Annotated in this window: 17 protein-coding genes; 10 read left to right on the plus strand and 7 right to left on the minus strand. The window is 60.8% G+C overall.

Features of this window, described 5'->3' with window-relative positions; all coding sequences use genetic code 11:
• Positions 1-57: 57 nt before the first annotated feature.
• The 9 genes from B9Z43_RS02930 (at position 58) to B9Z43_RS02970 (ending at position 10,579) form a co-directional block, all read left to right on the plus strand.
• Complete coding sequence (locus B9Z43_RS02930) at positions 58-498, plus strand: type II toxin-antitoxin system RatA family toxin (RefSeq protein WP_108322628.1); 441 nt, start codon at positions 58-60, stop codon at positions 496-498.
• Positions 491-850, plus strand: coding sequence for an RnfH family protein (locus tag B9Z43_RS02935; protein ID WP_108322629.1), 360 nt, complete (start codon positions 491-493; stop codon positions 848-850). Before B9Z43_RS02930 ends, B9Z43_RS02935 begins: the two co-directional genes overlap by 8 nt.
• Positions 851-858: 8 nt before the next feature.
• On the plus strand, positions 859-1,767 hold the full coding sequence (locus tag B9Z43_RS02940) for a class I SAM-dependent methyltransferase (protein ID WP_108322630.1): 909 nt from the start codon (positions 859-861) through the stop codon (positions 1,765-1,767).
• A 99-nt stretch (positions 1,768-1,866) separates the two neighbouring features.
• The gene (gene guaB, locus B9Z43_RS02945; protein ID WP_108322631.1) at positions 1,867-3,336 is read left to right on the plus strand and encodes an IMP dehydrogenase; all 1,470 of its coding nucleotides are present in this window, start codon (positions 1,867-1,869) and stop codon (positions 3,334-3,336) included.
• 71 nt (positions 3,337-3,407) lie between these two features.
• Positions 3,408-5,021: a glutamine-hydrolyzing GMP synthase gene (gene guaA / locus B9Z43_RS02950; protein ID WP_108322632.1), complete on the plus strand. Its 1,614-nt coding sequence runs from the start codon at positions 3,408-3,410 to the stop codon at positions 5,019-5,021.
• A 45-nt stretch (positions 5,022-5,066) separates the two neighbouring features.
• The gene (locus B9Z43_RS02955; RefSeq protein WP_108322633.1) at positions 5,067-5,681 is read left to right on the plus strand and encodes an FMN-binding negative transcriptional regulator; all 615 of its coding nucleotides are present in this window, start codon (positions 5,067-5,069) and stop codon (positions 5,679-5,681) included.
• Between the two features lie 2 nt (positions 5,682-5,683).
• Positions 5,684-7,057 carry a tRNA adenosine(34) deaminase TadA gene (tadA, locus tag B9Z43_RS02960; RefSeq protein WP_369910045.1) on the plus strand — a complete coding sequence of 458 codons (1,374 nt, stop codon included), beginning with the start codon at positions 5,684-5,686 and terminating at the stop codon, positions 7,055-7,057.
• Positions 7,058-7,125: 68 nt separating this feature from the next.
• Positions 7,126-8,037 carry an LD-carboxypeptidase gene (locus tag B9Z43_RS02965; protein WP_108323206.1) on the plus strand — a complete coding sequence of 304 codons (912 nt, stop codon included), beginning with the start codon at positions 7,126-7,128 and terminating at the stop codon, positions 8,035-8,037.
• Between the two features lie 64 nt (positions 8,038-8,101).
• Positions 8,102-10,579: a penicillin acylase family protein gene (locus B9Z43_RS02970; RefSeq protein ID WP_108322635.1), complete on the plus strand. Its 2,478-nt coding sequence runs from the start codon at positions 8,102-8,104 to the stop codon at positions 10,577-10,579.
• 22 nt (positions 10,580-10,601) lie between these two features.
• Here B9Z43_RS02970 and B9Z43_RS17240 read toward each other — a convergent pair whose 3' ends face one another.
• The 6 genes from B9Z43_RS17240 to mltG all read right to left on the minus strand — a co-directional run bounded on the left by B9Z43_RS17240 (position 10,602) and on the right by mltG (position 15,599).
• Positions 10,602-11,138 carry a hypothetical protein gene (locus B9Z43_RS17240; protein ID WP_199222237.1) on the minus strand — a complete coding sequence of 179 codons (537 nt, stop codon included), beginning with the start codon at positions 11,136-11,138 and terminating at the stop codon, positions 10,602-10,604.
• 210 nt (positions 11,139-11,348) lie between these two features.
• Positions 11,349-11,975: an ankyrin repeat domain-containing protein gene (locus B9Z43_RS02980; protein ID WP_369910046.1), complete on the minus strand. Its 627-nt coding sequence runs from the start codon at positions 11,973-11,975 to the stop codon at positions 11,349-11,351.
• 112 nt (positions 11,976-12,087) lie between these two features.
• Positions 12,088-12,897, minus strand: a complete 810-nt coding sequence (locus B9Z43_RS02985; protein WP_108322637.1) for a TatD family hydrolase — start codon at positions 12,895-12,897, stop codon at positions 12,088-12,090.
• Positions 12,898-12,900: 3 nt separating this feature from the next.
• Entirely contained in the window at positions 12,901-13,905 is a 1,005-nt protein-coding gene (locus B9Z43_RS02990) for a DNA polymerase III subunit delta' (RefSeq protein WP_108322638.1), read from the minus strand.
• A complete protein-coding gene (gene tmk / locus B9Z43_RS02995; RefSeq protein ID WP_108322639.1) occupies positions 13,902-14,543 on the minus strand; it encodes a dTMP kinase in 642 nt (213 codons plus the stop codon). Before tmk ends, B9Z43_RS02990 begins: the two co-directional genes overlap by 4 nt.
• Before the next feature lie 54 nt (positions 14,544-14,597).
• Positions 14,598-15,599, minus strand: coding sequence for an endolytic transglycosylase MltG (gene mltG, locus B9Z43_RS03000; RefSeq protein ID WP_304481715.1), 1,002 nt, complete (start codon positions 15,597-15,599; stop codon positions 14,598-14,600).
• A gap of 131 nt (positions 15,600-15,730) precedes the next feature.
• On the opposite strand from mltG, the gene B9Z43_RS03005 reads away from it, so the two are divergent.
• Positions 15,731-16,684 (plus strand): folate-binding protein YgfZ, encoded by a 954-nt coding sequence (locus B9Z43_RS03005; protein WP_108322640.1) that lies wholly within the window; start codon positions 15,731-15,733, stop codon positions 16,682-16,684.
• A gap of 76 nt (positions 16,685-16,760) precedes the next feature.
• Here B9Z43_RS03005 and B9Z43_RS03010 read toward each other — a convergent pair whose 3' ends face one another.
• Positions 16,761-17,618 carry a YbgC/FadM family acyl-CoA thioesterase gene (locus B9Z43_RS03010; protein ID WP_108322641.1) on the minus strand — a complete coding sequence of 286 codons (858 nt, stop codon included), beginning with the start codon at positions 17,616-17,618 and terminating at the stop codon, positions 16,761-16,763.
• Position 17,619: the final 1 nt, after the last annotated feature.

Genomic DNA, 17,619 nt, shown 5'->3' on the forward strand with positions numbered 1-17,619 from the left:
AGTCCAAACGGCTGTACAGAAAAGCGCCGATTCGGAAAACTACAATCGCACCATTGTATGAAGAATATCCACAAGTCCGTCCTCATCTGGTATGCCCCTGAGGAAATGTTTCGCCTGGTCACCGATGTGGCCCGCTACCCCGAGTTTTTGCCTTGGTGCGACCAGTCGCGTGTGCTCGAATCAGACCCCCAGGGCATGCTGGCCGAAGTGGGCATCAGCCTGGGCGGCATCCACCAAACCTTCACCACCCGCAACACCCACGAAGAGGGCCGCTCTGTGGGCATGGCGTTGGTCAAGGGACCCTTTTCGCAGCTCAGCGGCACCTGGCGCTTTTTGCCAGTGGGCGATGGCACGCAGCGGGCTTGCAAAGTCGAGCTGGACTTGCATTACGGTTTTTCCAGCGCCACTTTGGCAGCGCTGATCGGCCCGGTGTTTGACAAGATCGCGGCCAGCTTGGTCGATGCCTTCGTCAAGCGTGCGGAAGCCGTTTATGGCTGAGCCGATGATTCAGATCACGCTGTGCTGGAGCCTGCAGCCGCGCCAGGCGCATGAACACGCCATGCAAGTGCCCGAGGGCTGCACCGTGCAGTCGGTCATGGCGCAGGTGCTGGGCGCAGGCTTGCCTCAGGTGTCGGCGGCTGACCTGGCCCAACTGCCTTTCATGCACCCAGGCATCTGGGGCCAAAAGGTGGCTTGGACGGCCAAGGTGCACGATGGCGACCGCATTGAGCTGTACCGCGAACTCAAGGTAGACCCCAAAGTGGCACGCCGCCAACGCTTCAAGCGTCAGGGCAAAGGCCGCACCGGCTTGTTTGCCAACCGCAAAAGCGGCTCTGCCGCAGGTTACTGAACACCTCCATGCAATCCCTTTTGAACGCCATCGCCCAGATGGACAAGACCACCGATGCGCGCCGTGTTTTTCACGGTCGCGGCGGTGTTTATCCCGACAGCGAACAGTGGACGCTCGATTGGTTTGCGCCGGTCTGGGTCTTGACGAGCTTCAAGCCCGTCACCGACGAAGAACTGGCGCAGTGCCACAGCGCGCTCGAACAGCGCTGGCAAACGCTGGCTCCCGGTGAGCCGCTCAACTGGGTGTTCCAGTGCCGCGCCACAGGCCAGACCGAAACCCGCTTGATGGCCGGCAGCGTGCCCGAAAAACACGTGGTGACAGAGCAGGGCGCGCAATACCTGGTGCATGTCTTGCGGGGTCAAAACCACGGTCTGTTTCTGGACATGGCCAATGGGCGTGAATGGCTCAAAAACCACGCCAAGCACGAAAACATCTTGAACCTCTTTGCCTACACCTGTGCCTTTTCGGTGGTGGCCTTGCAGGGCGGGGCGGCGCAAGTTGTCAATGTGGACATGAGCCAGGGCGCTCTGGCGGTGGGCCAGCAAAACCACCGCCTGAACGATTTACCGCCCAAAGCCCGATTTTTGGGGCACGACATCTTCAAGACTTGGGGCAAGATCAACAAGATGGGGCCTTATGGTGTGGTCGTGATCGACCCGCCCAGCTACCAAAAGGGCAGCTTCATCGCGACCAAGGACTACATCAAGCTGATCCGCCGCCTGCCCGATCTGCTGGAGCCGCAAGGCCATGTGCTTCTGTGTCTGAACGCGCCGGAGTTGGACACGCAGTTTTTGCATAGCCAGGTGACCGAGGCTGCACCCAGCCTGCGCTTTGTGGAGCGCTTGGCCAATCCGGCCGCATTTGTGGATGTTTCACCCGAAAAATCCCTCAAAGTGCTGCATTACCAGAATGCCTGACCCGTCCTGAAAAGCTTCAGCTCAGGCCATTTTTTGGCACACAGGCAGGGAAATCCCTTGCCCGGCACGGGTACAATCCATTTTTTGGAGCCCTAGCTTATGCGACTACTCGGTAAAGCCCTTACTTTTGACGACGTTCTCCTCGTCCCCGCTTACTCCCAAGTCCTGCCCAAGGACACGTCGCTTGCGACGCAATTCACACGCAACATCCGCCTGAACCTGCCCCTGGTGTCCGCCGCCATGGACACAGTCACCGAAGCACGTTTGGCCATTGCCATCGCGCAAGAAGGCGGCATCGGCATCGTGCACAAAAACCTCACCGCGCAAGAGCAAGCCGCTCAAGTGGCCAAGGTCAAGCGCTACGAATCCGGCGTGCTGCGCGACCCGGTCGTCATCACCCCCGACACCACCGTGCGCCAAGTCATGGCCTTGAGCGATGAGCTGGGTGTGTCCGGTTTCCCGGTGTGCGATGGCCGCCAAGTGGTCGGCATCGTCACCGGTCGCGACCTGCGCTTTGAGACCCGCTACGACCAAAAAGTCAGCGAGATCATGACCCCGCGCGAACGCCTGGTGACTGTGCCCGAAGGCACCACGCCCGAGCAAGCCAAGCACCTGCTCAACAAACACAAACTCGAACGCCTGCTGGTGGTGAACGACGCCTTTGAGCTCAAGGGCCTGATCACCGTCAAGGACATCACCAAACAGCTGAACTTCCCCAACGCGGCACGCGACGCTGCAGGCAAGCTGCGCGTGGGCGCTGCCGTGGGCGTGGGCGAGGGCACCGAAGAGCGCGTCGAAGCGCTTGCCCGTGCGGGCGTGGACGCCATCGTGGTGGACACCGCGCACGGCCACAGCAAAGGGGTCATCGACCGTGTGCGCTGGGTCAAGCAAAACTACCCGCACATCGAAGTCATCGGCGGCAACATCGCCACGGGCGCAGCGGCATTGGCCCTGGTCGAGGCGGGTGCTGACGGCGTCAAAGTGGGCATTGGCCCCGGCTCCATTTGCACCACCCGCATCGTGGCGGGTGTGGGCGTGCCGCAAATCATGGCGGTGGACTCTGTAGCCACCGCCCTCCAAGGCACGGGCGTTCCCCTGATCGCTGACGGCGGCATCCGCTACAGCGGCGACATCGCCAAAGCCATTGCCGCAGGCGCGGGCACCGTGATGATGGGCGGCATGTTTGCGGGCACCGAAGAAGCACCAGGCGAGATCGTCTTGTTCCAAGGCCGCAGCTACAAGAGCTACCGCGGCATGGGCTCGATTGGCGCCATGCAGCAGGGCAGTGCTGACCGCTACTTTCAAGAAAGCAGCACCGGCAACCCCAACGCAGACAAATTGGTGCCCGAAGGCATTGAAGGCCGCGTGCCCTACAAAGGCTCGGTCGTCTCCATCATTTACCAAATGGCCGGCGGCTTGCGCGCCAGCATGGGCTATTGCGGCTGCGCCACGATTGAGGCCATGCACAAGGAATCGCAGTTTGTGGAAATCACCGCTGCGGGCATTCGCGAAAGCCATGTCCACGACGTGCAGATCACCAAAGAAGCGCCGAACTACCGGGCTGAGTAAAATCTCCAGTTGATCACCAAGGCGTCTGGACACCCAGACGCCTTTTCATTTCTTATAGAACGACGTTTGCCATGCAGCATTCCAAGATCCTGATCCTCGACTTCGGCTCGCAAGTCACCCAGCTCATCGCCCGCCGTGTGCGTGAAGCGCATGTGTTTTGCGAAGTGCACCCCTGTGACGTGAGCAGCGACTGGGTGCGTGAATACGCCAAAGACGGCAACCTCAAGGGCGTGATCTTGTCCGGCTCACACGCCAGCGTGTACGAGGTGGACGACAAGGCGCCCGATGCGGTGTTTGAGCTGGGCGTGCCGGTCTTGGGCATTTGCTACGGCATGCAGACCATGGCCCAGCAGCTGGGTGGCAAGGTGGAGGCGGGCACCACACGCGAGTTTGGTTACGCCGAAGTCCGCGCCCACGGCCACACCGAACTGCTCAAAGGCATTGAAGACTTCGCCACGGCCGAAGGCCACGGCATGCTCAAGGTCTGGATGAGCCACGGCGACAAGGTCACCCAGCTGCCCGAAGGCTTCAAGGTCATGGCCTCGACACCGGCTTGCCCGATTGCGGGCATGGCCGACGAGGCCCGCCGTTTTTATGCGGTGCAGTTCCACCCCGAAGTGACGCACACCGTGCAGGGCCAGGCCCTGCTCAACCGCTTCGTGCTCGACATCTGCCAGGCCCGTCCTGACTGGATCATGGGCGACTACATCGAAGAAGCTGTCGCCAAAATCCGCGAGCAAGTGGGTGACGAAGAAGTCATCCTCGGCCTGTCCGGCGGCGTCGACTCGTCGGTGGCTGCAGCCTTGATCCACCGAGCCATCGGCGACAAGCTGACCTGCGTGTTTGTGGACCACGGCCTGCTGCGCCTGAACGAAGGCGACATGGTCATGGAGATGTTCGTGGGCAAATTGCACGCGAAAGTCATCCGCGTCGATGCCAGCGATTTGTTCCTGGGCAAACTGGCAGGCGTGAGCGAGCCTGAAGCCAAGCGCAAGATCATTGGCGGCTTGTTTGTCGATGTGTTCAAGGAACAAGCGGCCAAGCTCAAAGCGGGTGACGGCGGCCACAAAGGCGCGACCTTCCTGGCCCAAGGCACGATTTACCCCGACGTGATCGAGTCGGGCGGCGCCAAGAGCAAAAAAGCCGTCACCATCAAGAGCCACCACAACGTGGGCGGATTGCCCGAGCAACTGGGCCTGAAACTGCTGGAGCCGCTGCGCGAATTGTTCAAAGACGAAGTGCGCGAACTGGGTGTGGCGCTGGGCTTGCCCCGCGAGATGGTCTACCGCCACCCCTTCCCAGGCCCAGGCTTGGGTGTGCGCATCCTGGGCGAAGTCAAAAAAGAATACGCCGACCTGCTGCGCCGTGCGGACGCGATCTTCATCGAAGAGCTGCGCAACTTCACCGATGAATCCGGCAAAACCTGGTACGACCTGACCAGCCAAGCCTTCACCGTGTTCCTGCCCGTGAAAAGCGTGGGCGTGATGGGCGACGGCCGCACTTACGACTACGTGGTGGCGCTGCGCGCCGTGCAAACCAGCGACTTCATGACCGCCGACTGGGCCGAGCTGCCGTATGCGCTGCTCAAGAAAGTCTCGGGGCGCATCATCAACGAGGTGCGTGGCATCAACCGCGTGACCTACGACGTGAGTTCAAAACCACCGGCGACGATCGAATGGGAATGACAGACAAGGCACCTTCGGGTGCCTTTGTTTTGGTACAGTCATTTCATGTATTTACCCCAGCAATTCAACCACCCGCAACACGCTGCGACCATCATGCGCGAGCACCCGTTTGCCAGCTTGGTGTCTACGGACGGTGATGGCTTCCCGTTTGTCACGCATTTGCCGCTCAAATTGATCGAGGAGGGCGGCCAGCCCTTGGCGCTGTTGGGGCACTGTGCCCGCGCCAATCCGCATGCCGGGTTCTTGCAAGCACGGCCGCAGGCGTTGGTGACCTTCATGGGACCGCAGGCTTACATGTCGCCCGCCGTGTACCCTGACTTGCAGCGCGTGCCAACCTGGACTTACCTGGCGGTGCATGCCCGGGTCGAGGCCCGCATGCTGGACGGCGACGATGCCAAAGACGCCATGCTCAAGCAGATGATTGCCGACCATGAGCCCGCTTATGCCGATCAGTGGCGTGCGCTGCCCGAGAGTTACGCCCACGGCATGCTCAATGGCATTGTGGCGTTTGAATTGAAGATTCTGGACCTGAAAACCAAGGTCAAGATCAACCAACACCGACCCGAGTCGCACGCGGCCATGCATGCGGCCTACGCCCAAGGCGGCGAACAAGAGCAAGCCCTGGCGCAGTGGATGCAGCGTTTGGGCATGGTGGCTTGACCGTGGATACGCCAAGCCAAGACGCCCACTGGATGGGCCTGGCCCTGGAGCAAGCCCGCCAAGCCGCCGAAGCTGGGGAGGTGCCGGTGGGCGCGGTGGTTGTGAAAGACGGCCAAGTCATCGCCACGGGACGCAACGCCCCGATTTCCAGCCACGACCCGACGGCACACGCCGAAGTGGTGGCGCTGCGCGAAGCGGCCCGCTTGCTGGGCAATTACCGGCTGGATGGTTGTACCTTGTATGTGACGCTGGAGCCCTGCGCCATGTGCAGCGGAGCCATGTTGCACGCCCGGGTCGACCGGGTGGTGTTTGGTGCCCCCGACCCTCGCACCGGGGTGGCGGGCTCGGTGCTCAACCTGTTTGACCACACGCAACTGAACCACCAAACCGAGGTCACGGGCGGCGTGCTGGCCGAGGCATGCGGCCAACTGCTCAAAGACTTTTTCAGGCCCAAGCGAATGAACACACAGCCCCTCAGAGAAGATGCGCTGCGCACCCCCGACGACGCGTTTGCAGGTTTGCCCGACTACCCCTGGCAGCCGCATTACGTGAACGACCTGCCCAGCATCGCCGGGCTGCGCATGCATTACCTGGACGAGGGCGACGCGAATGCCCCTATGACCTGGCTGTGCCTGCACGGCAACCCGGCCTGGAGTTACCTCTACCGCAAGATGATTCCGGTTTGGCTGGCTGCGGGGCACCGCGTGGTGGCGCCCGACCTGATTGGTTTTGGCAAGAGCGACAAGCCCAAAAAGGACAGTTTTCACCAGTTTGAAACCCACCGCCAGTCACTGCTCGATTTGATCGAACGGCTCGACCTGCAGCGCGTGGTGCTGGTGGTGCAGGACTGGGGTGGCATTTTGGGGCTGACTTTGCCCATGTCCTCACCCGAGCGCTACAAGGGCCTGCTGGTCATGAACACCACCTTGGCCACCGGCGAAGCCACCTTGAGTGCAGGCTTTTTGGCCTGGCGCGATTGGTGCCAAAGCCAGCCGCTGTTCGATGTGGGCAAGTTGTTCAAGCGCGGCAACCCCGGTATGACGCCGCAAGAGACGGCGGCTTACAACGCGCCCTTTCCGGACAAGGGCTACCGCGCCGCGTTGCGCGCCTTTCCGCCCATCGTGCCGGAGTTCACCGATTCGCCCGGTGCAGCCATCTCGCGGCAAGCGCGTGACTTTTGGCGCAATGACTGGCAAGGCCAGAGTTTCATGGCCATTGGCCAACAAGACCCGGTGCTGGGCGAGCCGGTGATGCGCCATTTGCAAAGCCAGATCCATGGCTGCCCAGAGCCCATGCTGCTGCCCGATGCAGGCCATTTTGTGCAGGAGCAGGGCAGGGCGATTGCCGAGGCGGCTGTGCGACACTTCAGGCCTTGATTCGCTTGCGCACGGCACTTGCCGAGCACCAGAGCGCAGCGAAGCGTGACCGCAATAGAACAAAGATCATGGCCCACATTTACATTTTTTCCCCCTCCAGCGCGGTGCGCGACAAAGCCGCTTTCCGTCGTGGCGTGAAGCGCCTGCAAGCCCAAGGCCATGAAGTCGAGGTGGACGAAGCGGCTTTGGCCAGCCACATGCGCTTTGCGGGCGATGACGCCACACGCATCGCCGCCATCCATCGCGCCGCAGCCAGTGGTGCCAATGTGGCGCTGATTTCGCGCGGGGGTTACGGCCTCACGCGCATCCTGCCTGCCTTGCCCTACAAAGCCATTGCCAAAGCCATCGACGGCGGCACGCAGTTTGTGGGCTTCAGCGACTTCACCGCTTTCAACCAAGCGGTGTACGCCAAGACCGGCCGCATCAGCTGGCAAGGCCCGGCATTGGGCGAAGACTTTGGCCCCGAACAGGAGCCCGACGACATCATGCAGGCTTGCTTTGACGACTTGGTGCTGGAGCAAGGGGAGGGCACGGGCTGGCAACTGCCCAAGCTTGAAGCCGAGCGCCGTGTGTTGGTCAAAGACGCGCCGCTGTGGGGAGGCAACCTCACGGTGCTGACTTCCCTTTTGGGCACGCCGTACTTCCCGCAAGTCAAGGGTGGCGTGCTCTTTCTGGAAGACGTAGGCGAGCACCCTTACCGCATCGAGCGCATGCTCACGCAGCTGTTGCACGCGGGTGTGTTGGCCCAGCAAAAAGCGGTGATGTTCGGTCAATTCACCAACTACAAGCTCGTGCCCACGCACGACAAAGGCTTCAAGCTGGCCACGGTGGTCGACTGGTTGCGCAGCCAGATCAAGGCCCCGGTGCTCACCGGTTTGCCTTTTGGCCATGTGGAGACCAAGGTGCTGCTGCCCGTGGGCGCCAAGGTGGACCTTGTCACCGAAGGGCGTGACGCGCTGATGGTTTGGGGCCACATTTAAAAAAAGCACCAAAGCCTGCTCAAGCGAGACAAGAGGCGTGTCCAACGCCCAACAGGAGACACCCATGAAATGGATCGGACGACTTGTTTTAGGGCTGCTGGCCGCCGTGTTGGTGGCGGGCGGCGTGTTGGCCGTGCACTTGCTGCGCAGCATGCCGCAACTGGACGGACAGCTTAAACTGGCGGGCTTGAGTGCCCCGGCCAGCATCACCCGCGATGCCGCTGATGTGACGCACATCGAAGGTAAAACCGCCCTGGACACCTGGCGTGCGCTGGGCTTTGTGCACGCGCAAGAGCGCGGCTGGCAGCTCGAATTCAACCGCCGCCTGATGCGCGGCGAGTTGTCTGAAATGTTGGGTGCGGCCACGCTGGACACCGACAAACTCATGCGCACGCTGGGCATCATCGGCATGGCCCAAAAACAGTTGAAGGGTTTATCGCCTGCAACACAAGCGGCCCTGCAGGCCTACTGCGAAGGCATTCAAAACGCTTGGGCCAGTGGCGCTGTGCGGCCATCGCCCGAATTCAAGCTGCTCGGCAGCGTGGCCGGTGGCCCCAAAGGTCAAGCTTGGTCACCCGAAGACAGCCTGGGCTGGGCGCTGATGATGGCGCTTGATCTGGGGGGCAACTGGGGGCAGGAATTCGCCCGTTTGTCGGCCTCGCAGGTGCTCAACCATGAGCAGCTGTGGCAACTTTTGCCACCCTACCCGGGCGAAAAACCCGCCACCGCAGTGGATTTGCCCGCCTTGTATGCCGAGTTGGGTGTGTACGCCACCAAGGACATAACCGCGTCGGCCATTGAGCCTGCTCCAAACGCCTTGGCTCAATGGTCAGCCGACTGGGTGCGCGATGTCGGCATTCTCGAAGGCAAGGGCAGCAACAACTGGGTGGTGCCCGGCAGCCGCACTGTCAGCGGCAAACCCCTGCTGGCCAACGACCCGCATCTGGCCTTGAGTTCGCCCGCCATTTGGTATTTCGCGCACCTCAAAGCGCCTGCTGGCGAATTGCCCGGTGGACACAAACACCCCGCGCTGGATGTGATCGGGGCCACCTTGCCCGGTTTGCCTTTTGTGGTGCTGGGCCGTACACAGGGCGTGGCCTGGGGCTTTACCAACACCGGTCCGGATGTTCAGGATTTGTATCTGGAGCAGCTGGACGCAGCCCAACCCGGCCAATACCGCACGCCCACCGGATGGGCTGCGTTTGAAGAGCGCGCCGAAACCATCCGCATCAAAGGGCAGGGCGATGTGACCCTGCAAGTGCGCAGCACGCGCCACGGGCCAGTCATCAGTGATGTTCAGGCTCAGTACGGCAAACTCATCAACAAGCAACGCTACGCCATCAGCCTGCGCTGGTCGGCTTTGACCGAAGACAACAAAACAGTCGAAGCGGGCATGCTGACCAACTGGGCGCAAACCGTGCCCGAGTTGCAAAAAGCCTTCACCGACAACCATGCGCCCATGCAAAGCGTGGTCATGGCCGACACGTTGGGCGATGTGGCGTTTCAGGCCGTGGGCAAGCTGCCTATTCGCTCACCTCAAAACGACATTCGGGGCGTGGCGCCTGTCCCCGGATGGCTGGCCCAATACGACTGGACCGGTTGGCTGCCCGCAGCCCAAAACCCTGCCGTGAATCGCCAAACCATCGAAGCCAAAGGCTGGCACGCCACCGCCAACCAAAACATCCTGCCACCGGGCTATGCCCATTTTGTGGGCGGCGACTGGACCACGCCTGAGCGCTTTGACCGCATCGAACAACTGCTGGCCGCCAGCCCTCAACACAGCCGGGAAAGCCTGCAAGCCATCCAAAACGACGTCATGTCACTGGGCGCAAAAGCCCTGTTGCCGGTCGCTTTGAGCGCCAAGCCACAACACCCATTGGGCGATCAAGCCCTGAAACTGCTGGCCACTTTTGACGGGCAAATGACAGCAGACAGCGCTGCTGCGCTGGTGTTCAACGTCTGGGCCGACGAGTTGACACGCGGTTTGCTGTTGCCGCATCTGGGGGCCGAGCGTTTTCAGGCCCTGTATGGCAAACGCCATTTCCGTGCGGCGGTAGAAGGCATTGTGAAACGTTCGGACGCTTTTTGGTGCGGCGCTGCAGGCTGCCCGGCGCAAGTGTCTACGGCGCTCGATCGTGCTTTGACCCGCATTGCCACCCAACATGGCAAGGACATGCGCACCTGGCGATGGGGTGCTTGGCACCCGGCCATCAGCAGCCACAAACCCTTTGGCAAAGTGCCTTATTTGAACGCCGTGTTTGATGTGCGCACTGAGAGTGCAGGGGACTTGTTCACGGTGAATGTGGGCCAATACTGGGCCAACGACCCCAAAGAACCCTTTGCCAACCGCCATGCGGCGTCGATGCGGGCGGTCTACGACCTGGCCGAACCCGAGCAATCGGTGTTCATTTACCAAACGGGTCAATCAGGCCATGCCTTTGACCCGCGCAGCCGAGACATGGCCAAAGCTTGGGCATCGGGGCGTTACAGGTCCTTGAAACCCCAAAGCAAACCCCAACACACCCTGATATTGACCCCTTGAGCTTGGCCGCAGATGGCCTGGCTCATCGAACCAGGTCCTCGATGGCATCGACCACCATGTTGGTGCCCACAGCCAAGAGCAAGATGTCGGAGGCGACCCTGACGTAGCGGTAGCCCGAGGGCGGTACACCCAAGGTCAGCACCACGCTGCGGGGCACTTCGTAATAGACCAGGCCTGCAGGCAAGGGATGTCCGCGCTGCCACTTTCGGGCTTGTCCAGGAGGCATGCAACTGCCCCCTTTTTTGGCGAGCCCAGGCGGGCAATAGCCTCTGTTTTCGGGTCGCCCGTAATACTCCTGGGCCGCTTCGCGGTGGTGCGACTGAAAATAAGAACCGATCTGAACGGGCCCGTTGTAAGAGGGCGTGTGCCTGCCTTCACGGTAAGGCATGTCGCGACCTGCTTGACGATCTTCCCGCTGCTGCTGTTGGCCTTGGTGCGTTTGAGGCTTGTGAGGTTTGTCCCGTTTGTCGTGGCCCGGTTGGGCATTGGCGGGCTCCAGCATCCAGCACGCTTGCGTCACAGCCAACAAAGCCGAAATGATGGCGGATGTGTTTTTCATGGCGTTTTCCTTCTGAGATGGTCTCTGTGCATTCATCACAGTTGTCTATAGTCAGCTCAGAAGATAGCTTTTCAAACCAGAATGGACGGTGCGTTGGCGCTCATTCATGCTGCATTGGATTCACCTTTGAATGCATATCTGAATGACTTAACATAATATACATCGTACGAACTCATTCAATGAAGGAATGGGTCACTCCAACCCAGTCCCTTATTCCACGCGAAAAACCCCAGTGCCCTTGGACCCAGAACGAATTTCAAGCAAGCCGGTATCAGATGGCACAGGCAAAGGCGCCTTGCGAGTACGTGGCAACGTTTGAAGCAGTTGGATAGCGTCTTTGCGGCTGGCTTGCTTGGCGAAATCCAATGCGGTCATGCCAAGCTGGTTTTTCAAAGAAGGATCAGCACCTTCCTCAATCAACAATTTGACCACCTCGGGTGTGCCGTACATCGCGGCCATCATCAAGGGCGTGGTGCCATTGGGCGATTCAGCGTCGATGTAAGCGCTGTGTTCCAACAGCAATTTGGCAATGCCCACCTGTCCCGAACTGGCTGCGTAATGCAAAGGCGTCCAGCCAGACTTGTTCACATCTGCATCGCGCCAGATCAACAATTCAACCAATGCTTTTTCGCCCCGTAAAGCAGCCAGCATCAAGGGGCTCTCATCCTTGTCGTTGCGCAGCTCAACTTGGGTTTTTTCTGCACGGATCAAGACTTCGGCCGATTTGGGCGCTGGTACTTGCAACGCAAACAGCAAAGCGGGACGGCCTTTTTCATCGTGTGTATTGGGGTCAAACCCGCGGCTCAGCAAACGCTCAATACCCTTGTCATCGTCCACCCTCAGGGCTCTGAAGAAATCCTCATAAGAGCCCGCAAATGAAGTATGTAAAAATGAAAAAAATCCAATGAAAACAAGGATATATTTGACTTTTTTAAAGTTAGACATAGCTTTAAGTTGCTGATATTTTAGAGAACAGCTGATTGAAATTGACGCTGGTCAATTCACCGATCGCCTCGGCGGTAGATCCTCGCAGCTCGGCCAATTGCTTGGCAACAAAGGGCACGTAGGACGGGTTGTTGGTCTTGCCCCGGTAAGGCACCGGTGCCAGATAAGGGCTGTCGGTTTCGATCAGCAAGCGGTCATCGGGCACGAACTTGGCCACTTCCCGCAGATCGGCGGCGGTCTTGAAAGTCAGTATCCCGGAAAACGAAATGTAAAAGCCCAGATCCAAGGCCGCCCGCGCCACCTGCTGGCTTTCGGTGAAGCAGTGAAACACCCCACCTGCGCAAGCGGCACCGCCGGTTTCGCCCTCTTCTTTCAATATCGCGATGGTGTCGTCAGAAGCCTGCCGGGTATGGATCACCAGCGGCAATTGTGTCTGCCTTGCGGCCCGGATATGGGTGCGAAATCGCTCGCGCTGCCATTCCATGTCGGCGACGGTTCGCCCACCCTTGCGTTCTTCCATCTGGTAATAATCCAGCCCCGTCTCGCCAATGGCCACCACTTTGGGTCGCGCTGCGCCGTCCAGCAGGTCTTGCAAGCTGGGATCGCGCACGCCTTCGTTGTCGGGGTGCACGCCCACCGTCGCCCACATGTTGCCGTGGGCCATGGCCAGGCCATGAACGCTGTCAAAGTCTTCCAGTGTGGTGCAAATGCACAGAGCACGGGTGACCTTGGCGGCCAGCATGGCTTGCTGGATGGTGTCCAGCTGGCTCATCAGTTCAGGAAAATTCAGATGGCAATGGGAATCGGTGTACATGGATCAGCCCTGCGTGCGCAGGGTTTGTTGGGCATCGGCGGTCAAAGCTTCCAGCATCAGACCGGCATTGAAGGGGTGTTCTGCACTGCGCGCCGACAGCATCAGGCGTTTGAACCAGTCGGTCAGAACCGTCACCGATGCCTTGCTGGTGGGCAGTTGACTGGCCTCAAAAAACCGCGGGTCTGCACCGGCTTGGCGCAAAACCAGGTCGTGGCAAAGTTTTTGCAAGGCGTCGATGGCTTGGGCCGGGCTCAAATCGGCCAGATGACGGGCATCGCCTTGCAGCATGGCCTTGGGCAAAGCGGCCCACCAATCAGGCGACAAGCCACTTTCGGCCTGTCGTAAAACATCGGTTGGGCGTCCGCCTGCGCTGCGCAACAGGGCTTGCGCCACCGCATCGGGCACACCCTGTGCCTTGAGCCAGGTCATGGCCTCATCGGCCAGGGGCCACTTCATGGTGTGGGCCAAGCAACGACTGCGTATGGTGGGTAGCAGCAAATGGCTGGCCTCGGTGGCCAGCACAAAACGCACATCGCCCGGCGGCTCTTCGAGTGTTTTGAGCAAAGCGTTGGCCGTCACGGTGTTCATGCGCTCGGCCGGAAAGACCAGCACCGCCTTGCCGCGACCACGGGCATCGGTGCGTTGCGAAAACTCCACCGCATCGCGCATGGCTTCCACCCGGATTTCCTTGCTGGGCTTGCGCTTCTTGTCGTCGATATCGGCTTGCGCCTTTTCAGACAGTGGCCAGCCCAGCTCCATCATTTGGGTTTCGGGCATCAGCACGGCCAGGTCGGCATGGGTGCGTACAGCAATGGCGTGGCAGCTGGGGCATTCGCCACAAGCGCCCTGCTCGGTCGGTTTTTCGCACAACCAAGCCGATGCCAAAGCCAGCGCCAGTTCGTACTGCCCCAAACCCGAGGGCCCCTGCAGCAACCACGCGTGGCCACGCTGGGCCAGCAATTCGGTGGTCTGGCGGGTGATCCAAGGGGCATTCAAGACAACGCTCATGCGCGGCCCCTTTCCAAGAAAGCTTGCACGGCCCGTGCCACATCAGCCCCCACCGCCTCGCGGGTCTGTGCGGCATCAATGCAGGCAAAGCGCTCGGGCATGTCGGTTTGTCGGCGGGCATAACCGGCACGCACCGCCGCGAAAAAGGCCGTCGGTTGGGATTCAAATTTGTCGGGCACGCGGGCCGAGGCCAGCCGCTCGGCCGCAATCTGTGGGTCCAGATCGAACCAGACCGTGAGTTCGGGTTGGCGCAGAAGGCCTTCAGGCGTGGCTTGCACCATGCGCTCGAGTTGAAGGAGCACCTGCCAGTCAAAACCACGGCCACCGCCTTGGTAGGCAAAGGTGGCGTCGGTGAATCGGTCACACAGCACCACATCCCCGCGAGCCAGCGCTGGCTCGATGACTTGCACCAAGTGCTCGCGCCTGGCGGCAAACATCAAAAGCGCCTCGGTCAGGGAATCCATCGGCTCGTGCAGCACCAGTTCGCGCAACTTTTCGGACAAGGCGGTGCCACCGGGCTCACGGGTCAACACCACCGCCCTGCCCGCTTGCCGAAAAAGCGCCGCCACGCGCTCAATGTGGGTGGATTTGCCCGCACCGTCGATGCCTTCAAAACTGATGAATGTGCCGCGTGTCATAGAGATGTGGAGTGAATCGTCGATTGTCGCCTAAGCCAAGCGCGTGCAGTCCCGTCAGCGCCCGCGCTGGAAGCGGTTGACCGCACGGTTGTGCTCGTCCAGCGTGGCGCTGAAGTGGCTGCTGCCATCGCCTTTGGCCACGAAATACACGGCACGCGTGTCGGCCGGTTGCACAGCAGCCAGCATGGCCGATTTGCCGGGCATGGCGATCGGCGTGGGGGGCAAGCCCCCGCGGGTGTAGGTGTTGTAAGGCGTGTCGGTGCGCAAATCGCTGCGGCGCAAATTGCCGTCAAAACCTGCGCCCAGTCCATAAATCACCGTCGGGTCGGTCTGCAACAGCATGCCGATGCGCAGGCGGTTGTTGAACACCCCTGAAATCTGAGGGCGGTCTGAGGCTTTGCCGGTTTCCTTTTCCACAATGCTGGCCAAAATCAGCGCTTCTTCGGGCGACTTGACTGCGGCCAGGGCCGAGCGGGCTTGCCAAGCCTTGTCCAGCTGTTTGTCCATGGCTTTCATGGCGCGTTGGAGGACCGCCAGATCGCTGGAGCCTTTGGCGTAGCTGTAGGTGTCCGGAAAAAACCGGCCTTCGGGATGCACGCCAGGGCGCCCCAATTGCGCCATCAAAGCCTTATCGTCCAAAGTTTGGCTGTCGGGTTTGAGCTGGTCGGCTCGGGCCAGCGCCTGGCGCAGCTGGCGGATGTTCCAGCCTTCCACCAGCGTGAGGGTGCGCAGGCTTTCTTCGCCGCGAACCAGCATGGACAACAGACGCACGGGCGTGGTCTGCGCGTTGAACTCGTAGCTGCCGGCCCGAATTTGGCGTGACTGGCCCGACAGGCGAAACCAGCCGTACAAAGCCAGGGGCGGCACATCGGCCCCGGCATCCACCACCATTTGGGCAATCGCTTTGGGCGAGGTCCCGGGTTCAATCGACAAGTCCAGTGCTTGCGGCCCGCTCACGCGGGCCCCCATGGGCTGGTGGAGCCAGTGGTAAGCACCGGCTGCCAAAGCCCCTGCCAGCAAAAGCAACACCACCACACCCTTGAACAAACTTTTGATCACCCGAGGCCTTTTGCAAAATACCGTGAAAAATAGCCGTGTCGGCCCAGTCAAAACGAGGCTTGATCATAATTCAGGGCTTACCCTGCACCCTTGCCCCTGACCTTGGGCTCCATTTGTCAAAGCGCACCATGTCCACCCAGACCTTTTCCCCAGCAGATCCCCGCTTGCTCAACGGCTTGGCCGCCCTGCCCCATTGGGGCGTGATTCAGGCCCAGGGCGAAAATGCCGCCAACTTTTTGCACAACCAATTGACCAACGATGTGCTGCTGTTGCCCGTGGGCCAGGCCCGTCTGGCGGCTTTTTGCTCGGCCAAAGGACGCATGCAGGCCAGTTTTGTGGTGATCAAAACAGCCCCCGATACGGTGCTGCTGGTCATGCGCCAGGATTTGCTGGCCCAGACGCTCAAGCGCCTGTCCATGTTCGTGCTGCGTGCCAAGGTCAAGCTCAGCGATGCCAGTGAGCAATGGCAGTTGCGCGGTTTGCTGGGCGACAGCGCTCGTGCCTTGCACGGCGATGCCGCCGCCTGGCACACCGCATCGGCCGATGCGGCCCACGCGGTCGCACTCTACCCGGCCGTCGTGGGTGACGTTCAAGTGCCCCGCGCTCTTTGGCTGGCGCCGCCAACTCAGGCCTTGCCTCAAGGCCCTGCGGTTTTGACTGCGATCTGGTCATGGTCCGAAGTCATGAGCGGTGTACCCCTGCTCAGCCAGCCCTTGTTCGAGGCCTTCGTGCCCCAAATGCTCAATTACGAATCGGTGGGCGGCGTGAACTTCAAAAAAGGCTGCTACCCCGGCCAGGAAGTCGTGGCCCGCAGCCAGTTTCGCGGCACATTGAAGCGCCGCATGGCGCTGGTGCACAGCCCGGTGGCACTGAGTGCCGGGCAAGAGGTGTTCACCCCCACCGACCCCGAGCAGCCTTGCGCGACGGTGGTGCAAAGCGCCGCCCGGCCGGATGGTCAGGGCTTTGATGCGCTGGTCAGTGGCACGCTGGAGAGCCAACAGACCGGCTGGCGTCTGGGCAGTGCGGATGGTGCGACGCTGGCATTACAGCCTTTGCCCTACGCATTGCTCGAAGACATCTGAGAAGACCCGCAGGAATTCAGCCCTCGCCGCCCATGTCGTTACTTTGCGAGCGCCGATTCCGGCTCAGGCGCTGAGCCTACAGCGTGCGCACCATCTCGATGTGCGCAATGCCCGCCTCTTCAAAAATGGCCCCGTGCGGCTCGAAACCCGAACGTTTGTAAAAGCCCTCGGCACTGCATTGGGCATGCAGGACCACTTGCGTGTCGCCTCGCGCTTTGGCCGCGTCCATCAGTGCGCTCAAGATGCGCCGTCCCAAATCGCTGCCGCGCATCTGCTTTTTGACGGCCATGCGGCCAATGCGGGCCACGCCCGGGGCGTGTTGCAGCAGGCGGCCCGTGGCCAGCACCATGCCCATGCGGTTGATGGCCACGCCATGCAAAGCGGTTTCGTCGTCATGGTCCCATTCCATGTCGGCGGGCACTTTTTGTTCATCCACGAACACTTCGGTGCGCAGCGGTGCGGCCAGCTTCTGGAAGTCATGCCAAGAGCCCAGGTGCAGCTGCACCATGTCTTCGCCTCGCTCAAAGCCTTCCAGCATTTCACGCAGCTGGGGCGGGATGGGCTGGCTCTTTTTGGCCACTGGGTCAGCGTAGACATAGACCAGCTCACTGGTGATGAGCAGTTCGTCGCCCCGGAAGATCGCTCCGGCGAAGGTCATGGACGAGTTGCCGATGCGGTCGCAGCGCATGCACACATCCAAGTAGTCGTCCATCTCGGCGCTGGCGTGGTACTCAACGCTGGCTTTTTTGACAAACAGGTCGCCGCCCAGCTGGTGCATGGTGTCGGCGTAAGGCATGGCCAGGTTGCGCCAGTAGTCGGTCACGGCGGTGTCGAAGTACATGAGGTAGTGACCGTTGAAGACGATCTTTTGCATGTCCACCTCGACCCAGCGCACGCGCATGCGGTGAGAAAAACGGAAGTCCTGGCGTTTCATG

The sequence above is a fragment of the Limnohabitans sp. MMS-10A-192 genome (assembly GCF_003063335.1).
GTDB lineage: Bacteria > Pseudomonadota > Gammaproteobacteria > Burkholderiales > Burkholderiaceae_C > Limnohabitans_A.

What these genes read in the sequence shown, in the direction of transcription:
- B9Z43_RS02930 (WP_108322628.1), top strand. Translation starts at nt 58, where the DNA reads ATGAAGAATATCCACAAGTCCGTCCTCATCTGGTATGCCCCTGAGGAA.
- B9Z43_RS02935 (WP_108322629.1), top strand. Translation starts at nt 491, where the DNA reads ATGGCTGAGCCGATGATTCAGATCACGCTGTGCTGGAGCCTGCAGCCG.
- B9Z43_RS02940 (WP_108322630.1), top strand. Translation starts at nt 859, where the DNA reads ATGCAATCCCTTTTGAACGCCATCGCCCAGATGGACAAGACCACCGAT.
- guaB (WP_108322631.1), top strand. Translation starts at nt 1,867, where the DNA reads ATGCGACTACTCGGTAAAGCCCTTACTTTTGACGACGTTCTCCTCGTC.
- guaA (WP_108322632.1), top strand. Translation starts at nt 3,408, where the DNA reads ATGCAGCATTCCAAGATCCTGATCCTCGACTTCGGCTCGCAAGTCACC.
- B9Z43_RS02955 (WP_108322633.1), top strand. Translation starts at nt 5,067, where the DNA reads ATGTATTTACCCCAGCAATTCAACCACCCGCAACACGCTGCGACCATC.
- B9Z43_RS02965 (WP_108323206.1), top strand. Translation starts at nt 7,126, where the DNA reads ATGGCCCACATTTACATTTTTTCCCCCTCCAGCGCGGTGCGCGACAAA.
- B9Z43_RS02970 (WP_108322635.1), top strand. Translation starts at nt 8,102, where the DNA reads ATGAAATGGATCGGACGACTTGTTTTAGGGCTGCTGGCCGCCGTGTTG.
- B9Z43_RS17240 (WP_199222237.1), bottom strand. Translation starts at nt 11,138, where the DNA reads ATGAAAAACACATCCGCCATCATTTCGGCTTTGTTGGCTGTGACGCAA.
- B9Z43_RS02985 (WP_108322637.1), bottom strand. Translation starts at nt 12,897, where the DNA reads ATGTACACCGATTCCCATTGCCATCTGAATTTTCCTGAACTGATGAGC.
- B9Z43_RS02990 (WP_108322638.1), bottom strand. Translation starts at nt 13,905, where the DNA reads ATGAGCGTTGTCTTGAATGCCCCTTGGATCACCCGCCAGACCACCGAA.
- tmk (WP_108322639.1), bottom strand. Translation starts at nt 14,543, where the DNA reads ATGACACGCGGCACATTCATCAGTTTTGAAGGCATCGACGGTGCGGGC.
- B9Z43_RS03005 (WP_108322640.1), top strand. Translation starts at nt 15,731, where the DNA reads ATGTCCACCCAGACCTTTTCCCCAGCAGATCCCCGCTTGCTCAACGGC.
- B9Z43_RS03010 (WP_108322641.1), bottom strand. Translation starts at nt 17,618, where the DNA reads ATGAAACGCCAGGACTTCCGTTTTTCTCACCGCATGCGCGTGCGCTGG.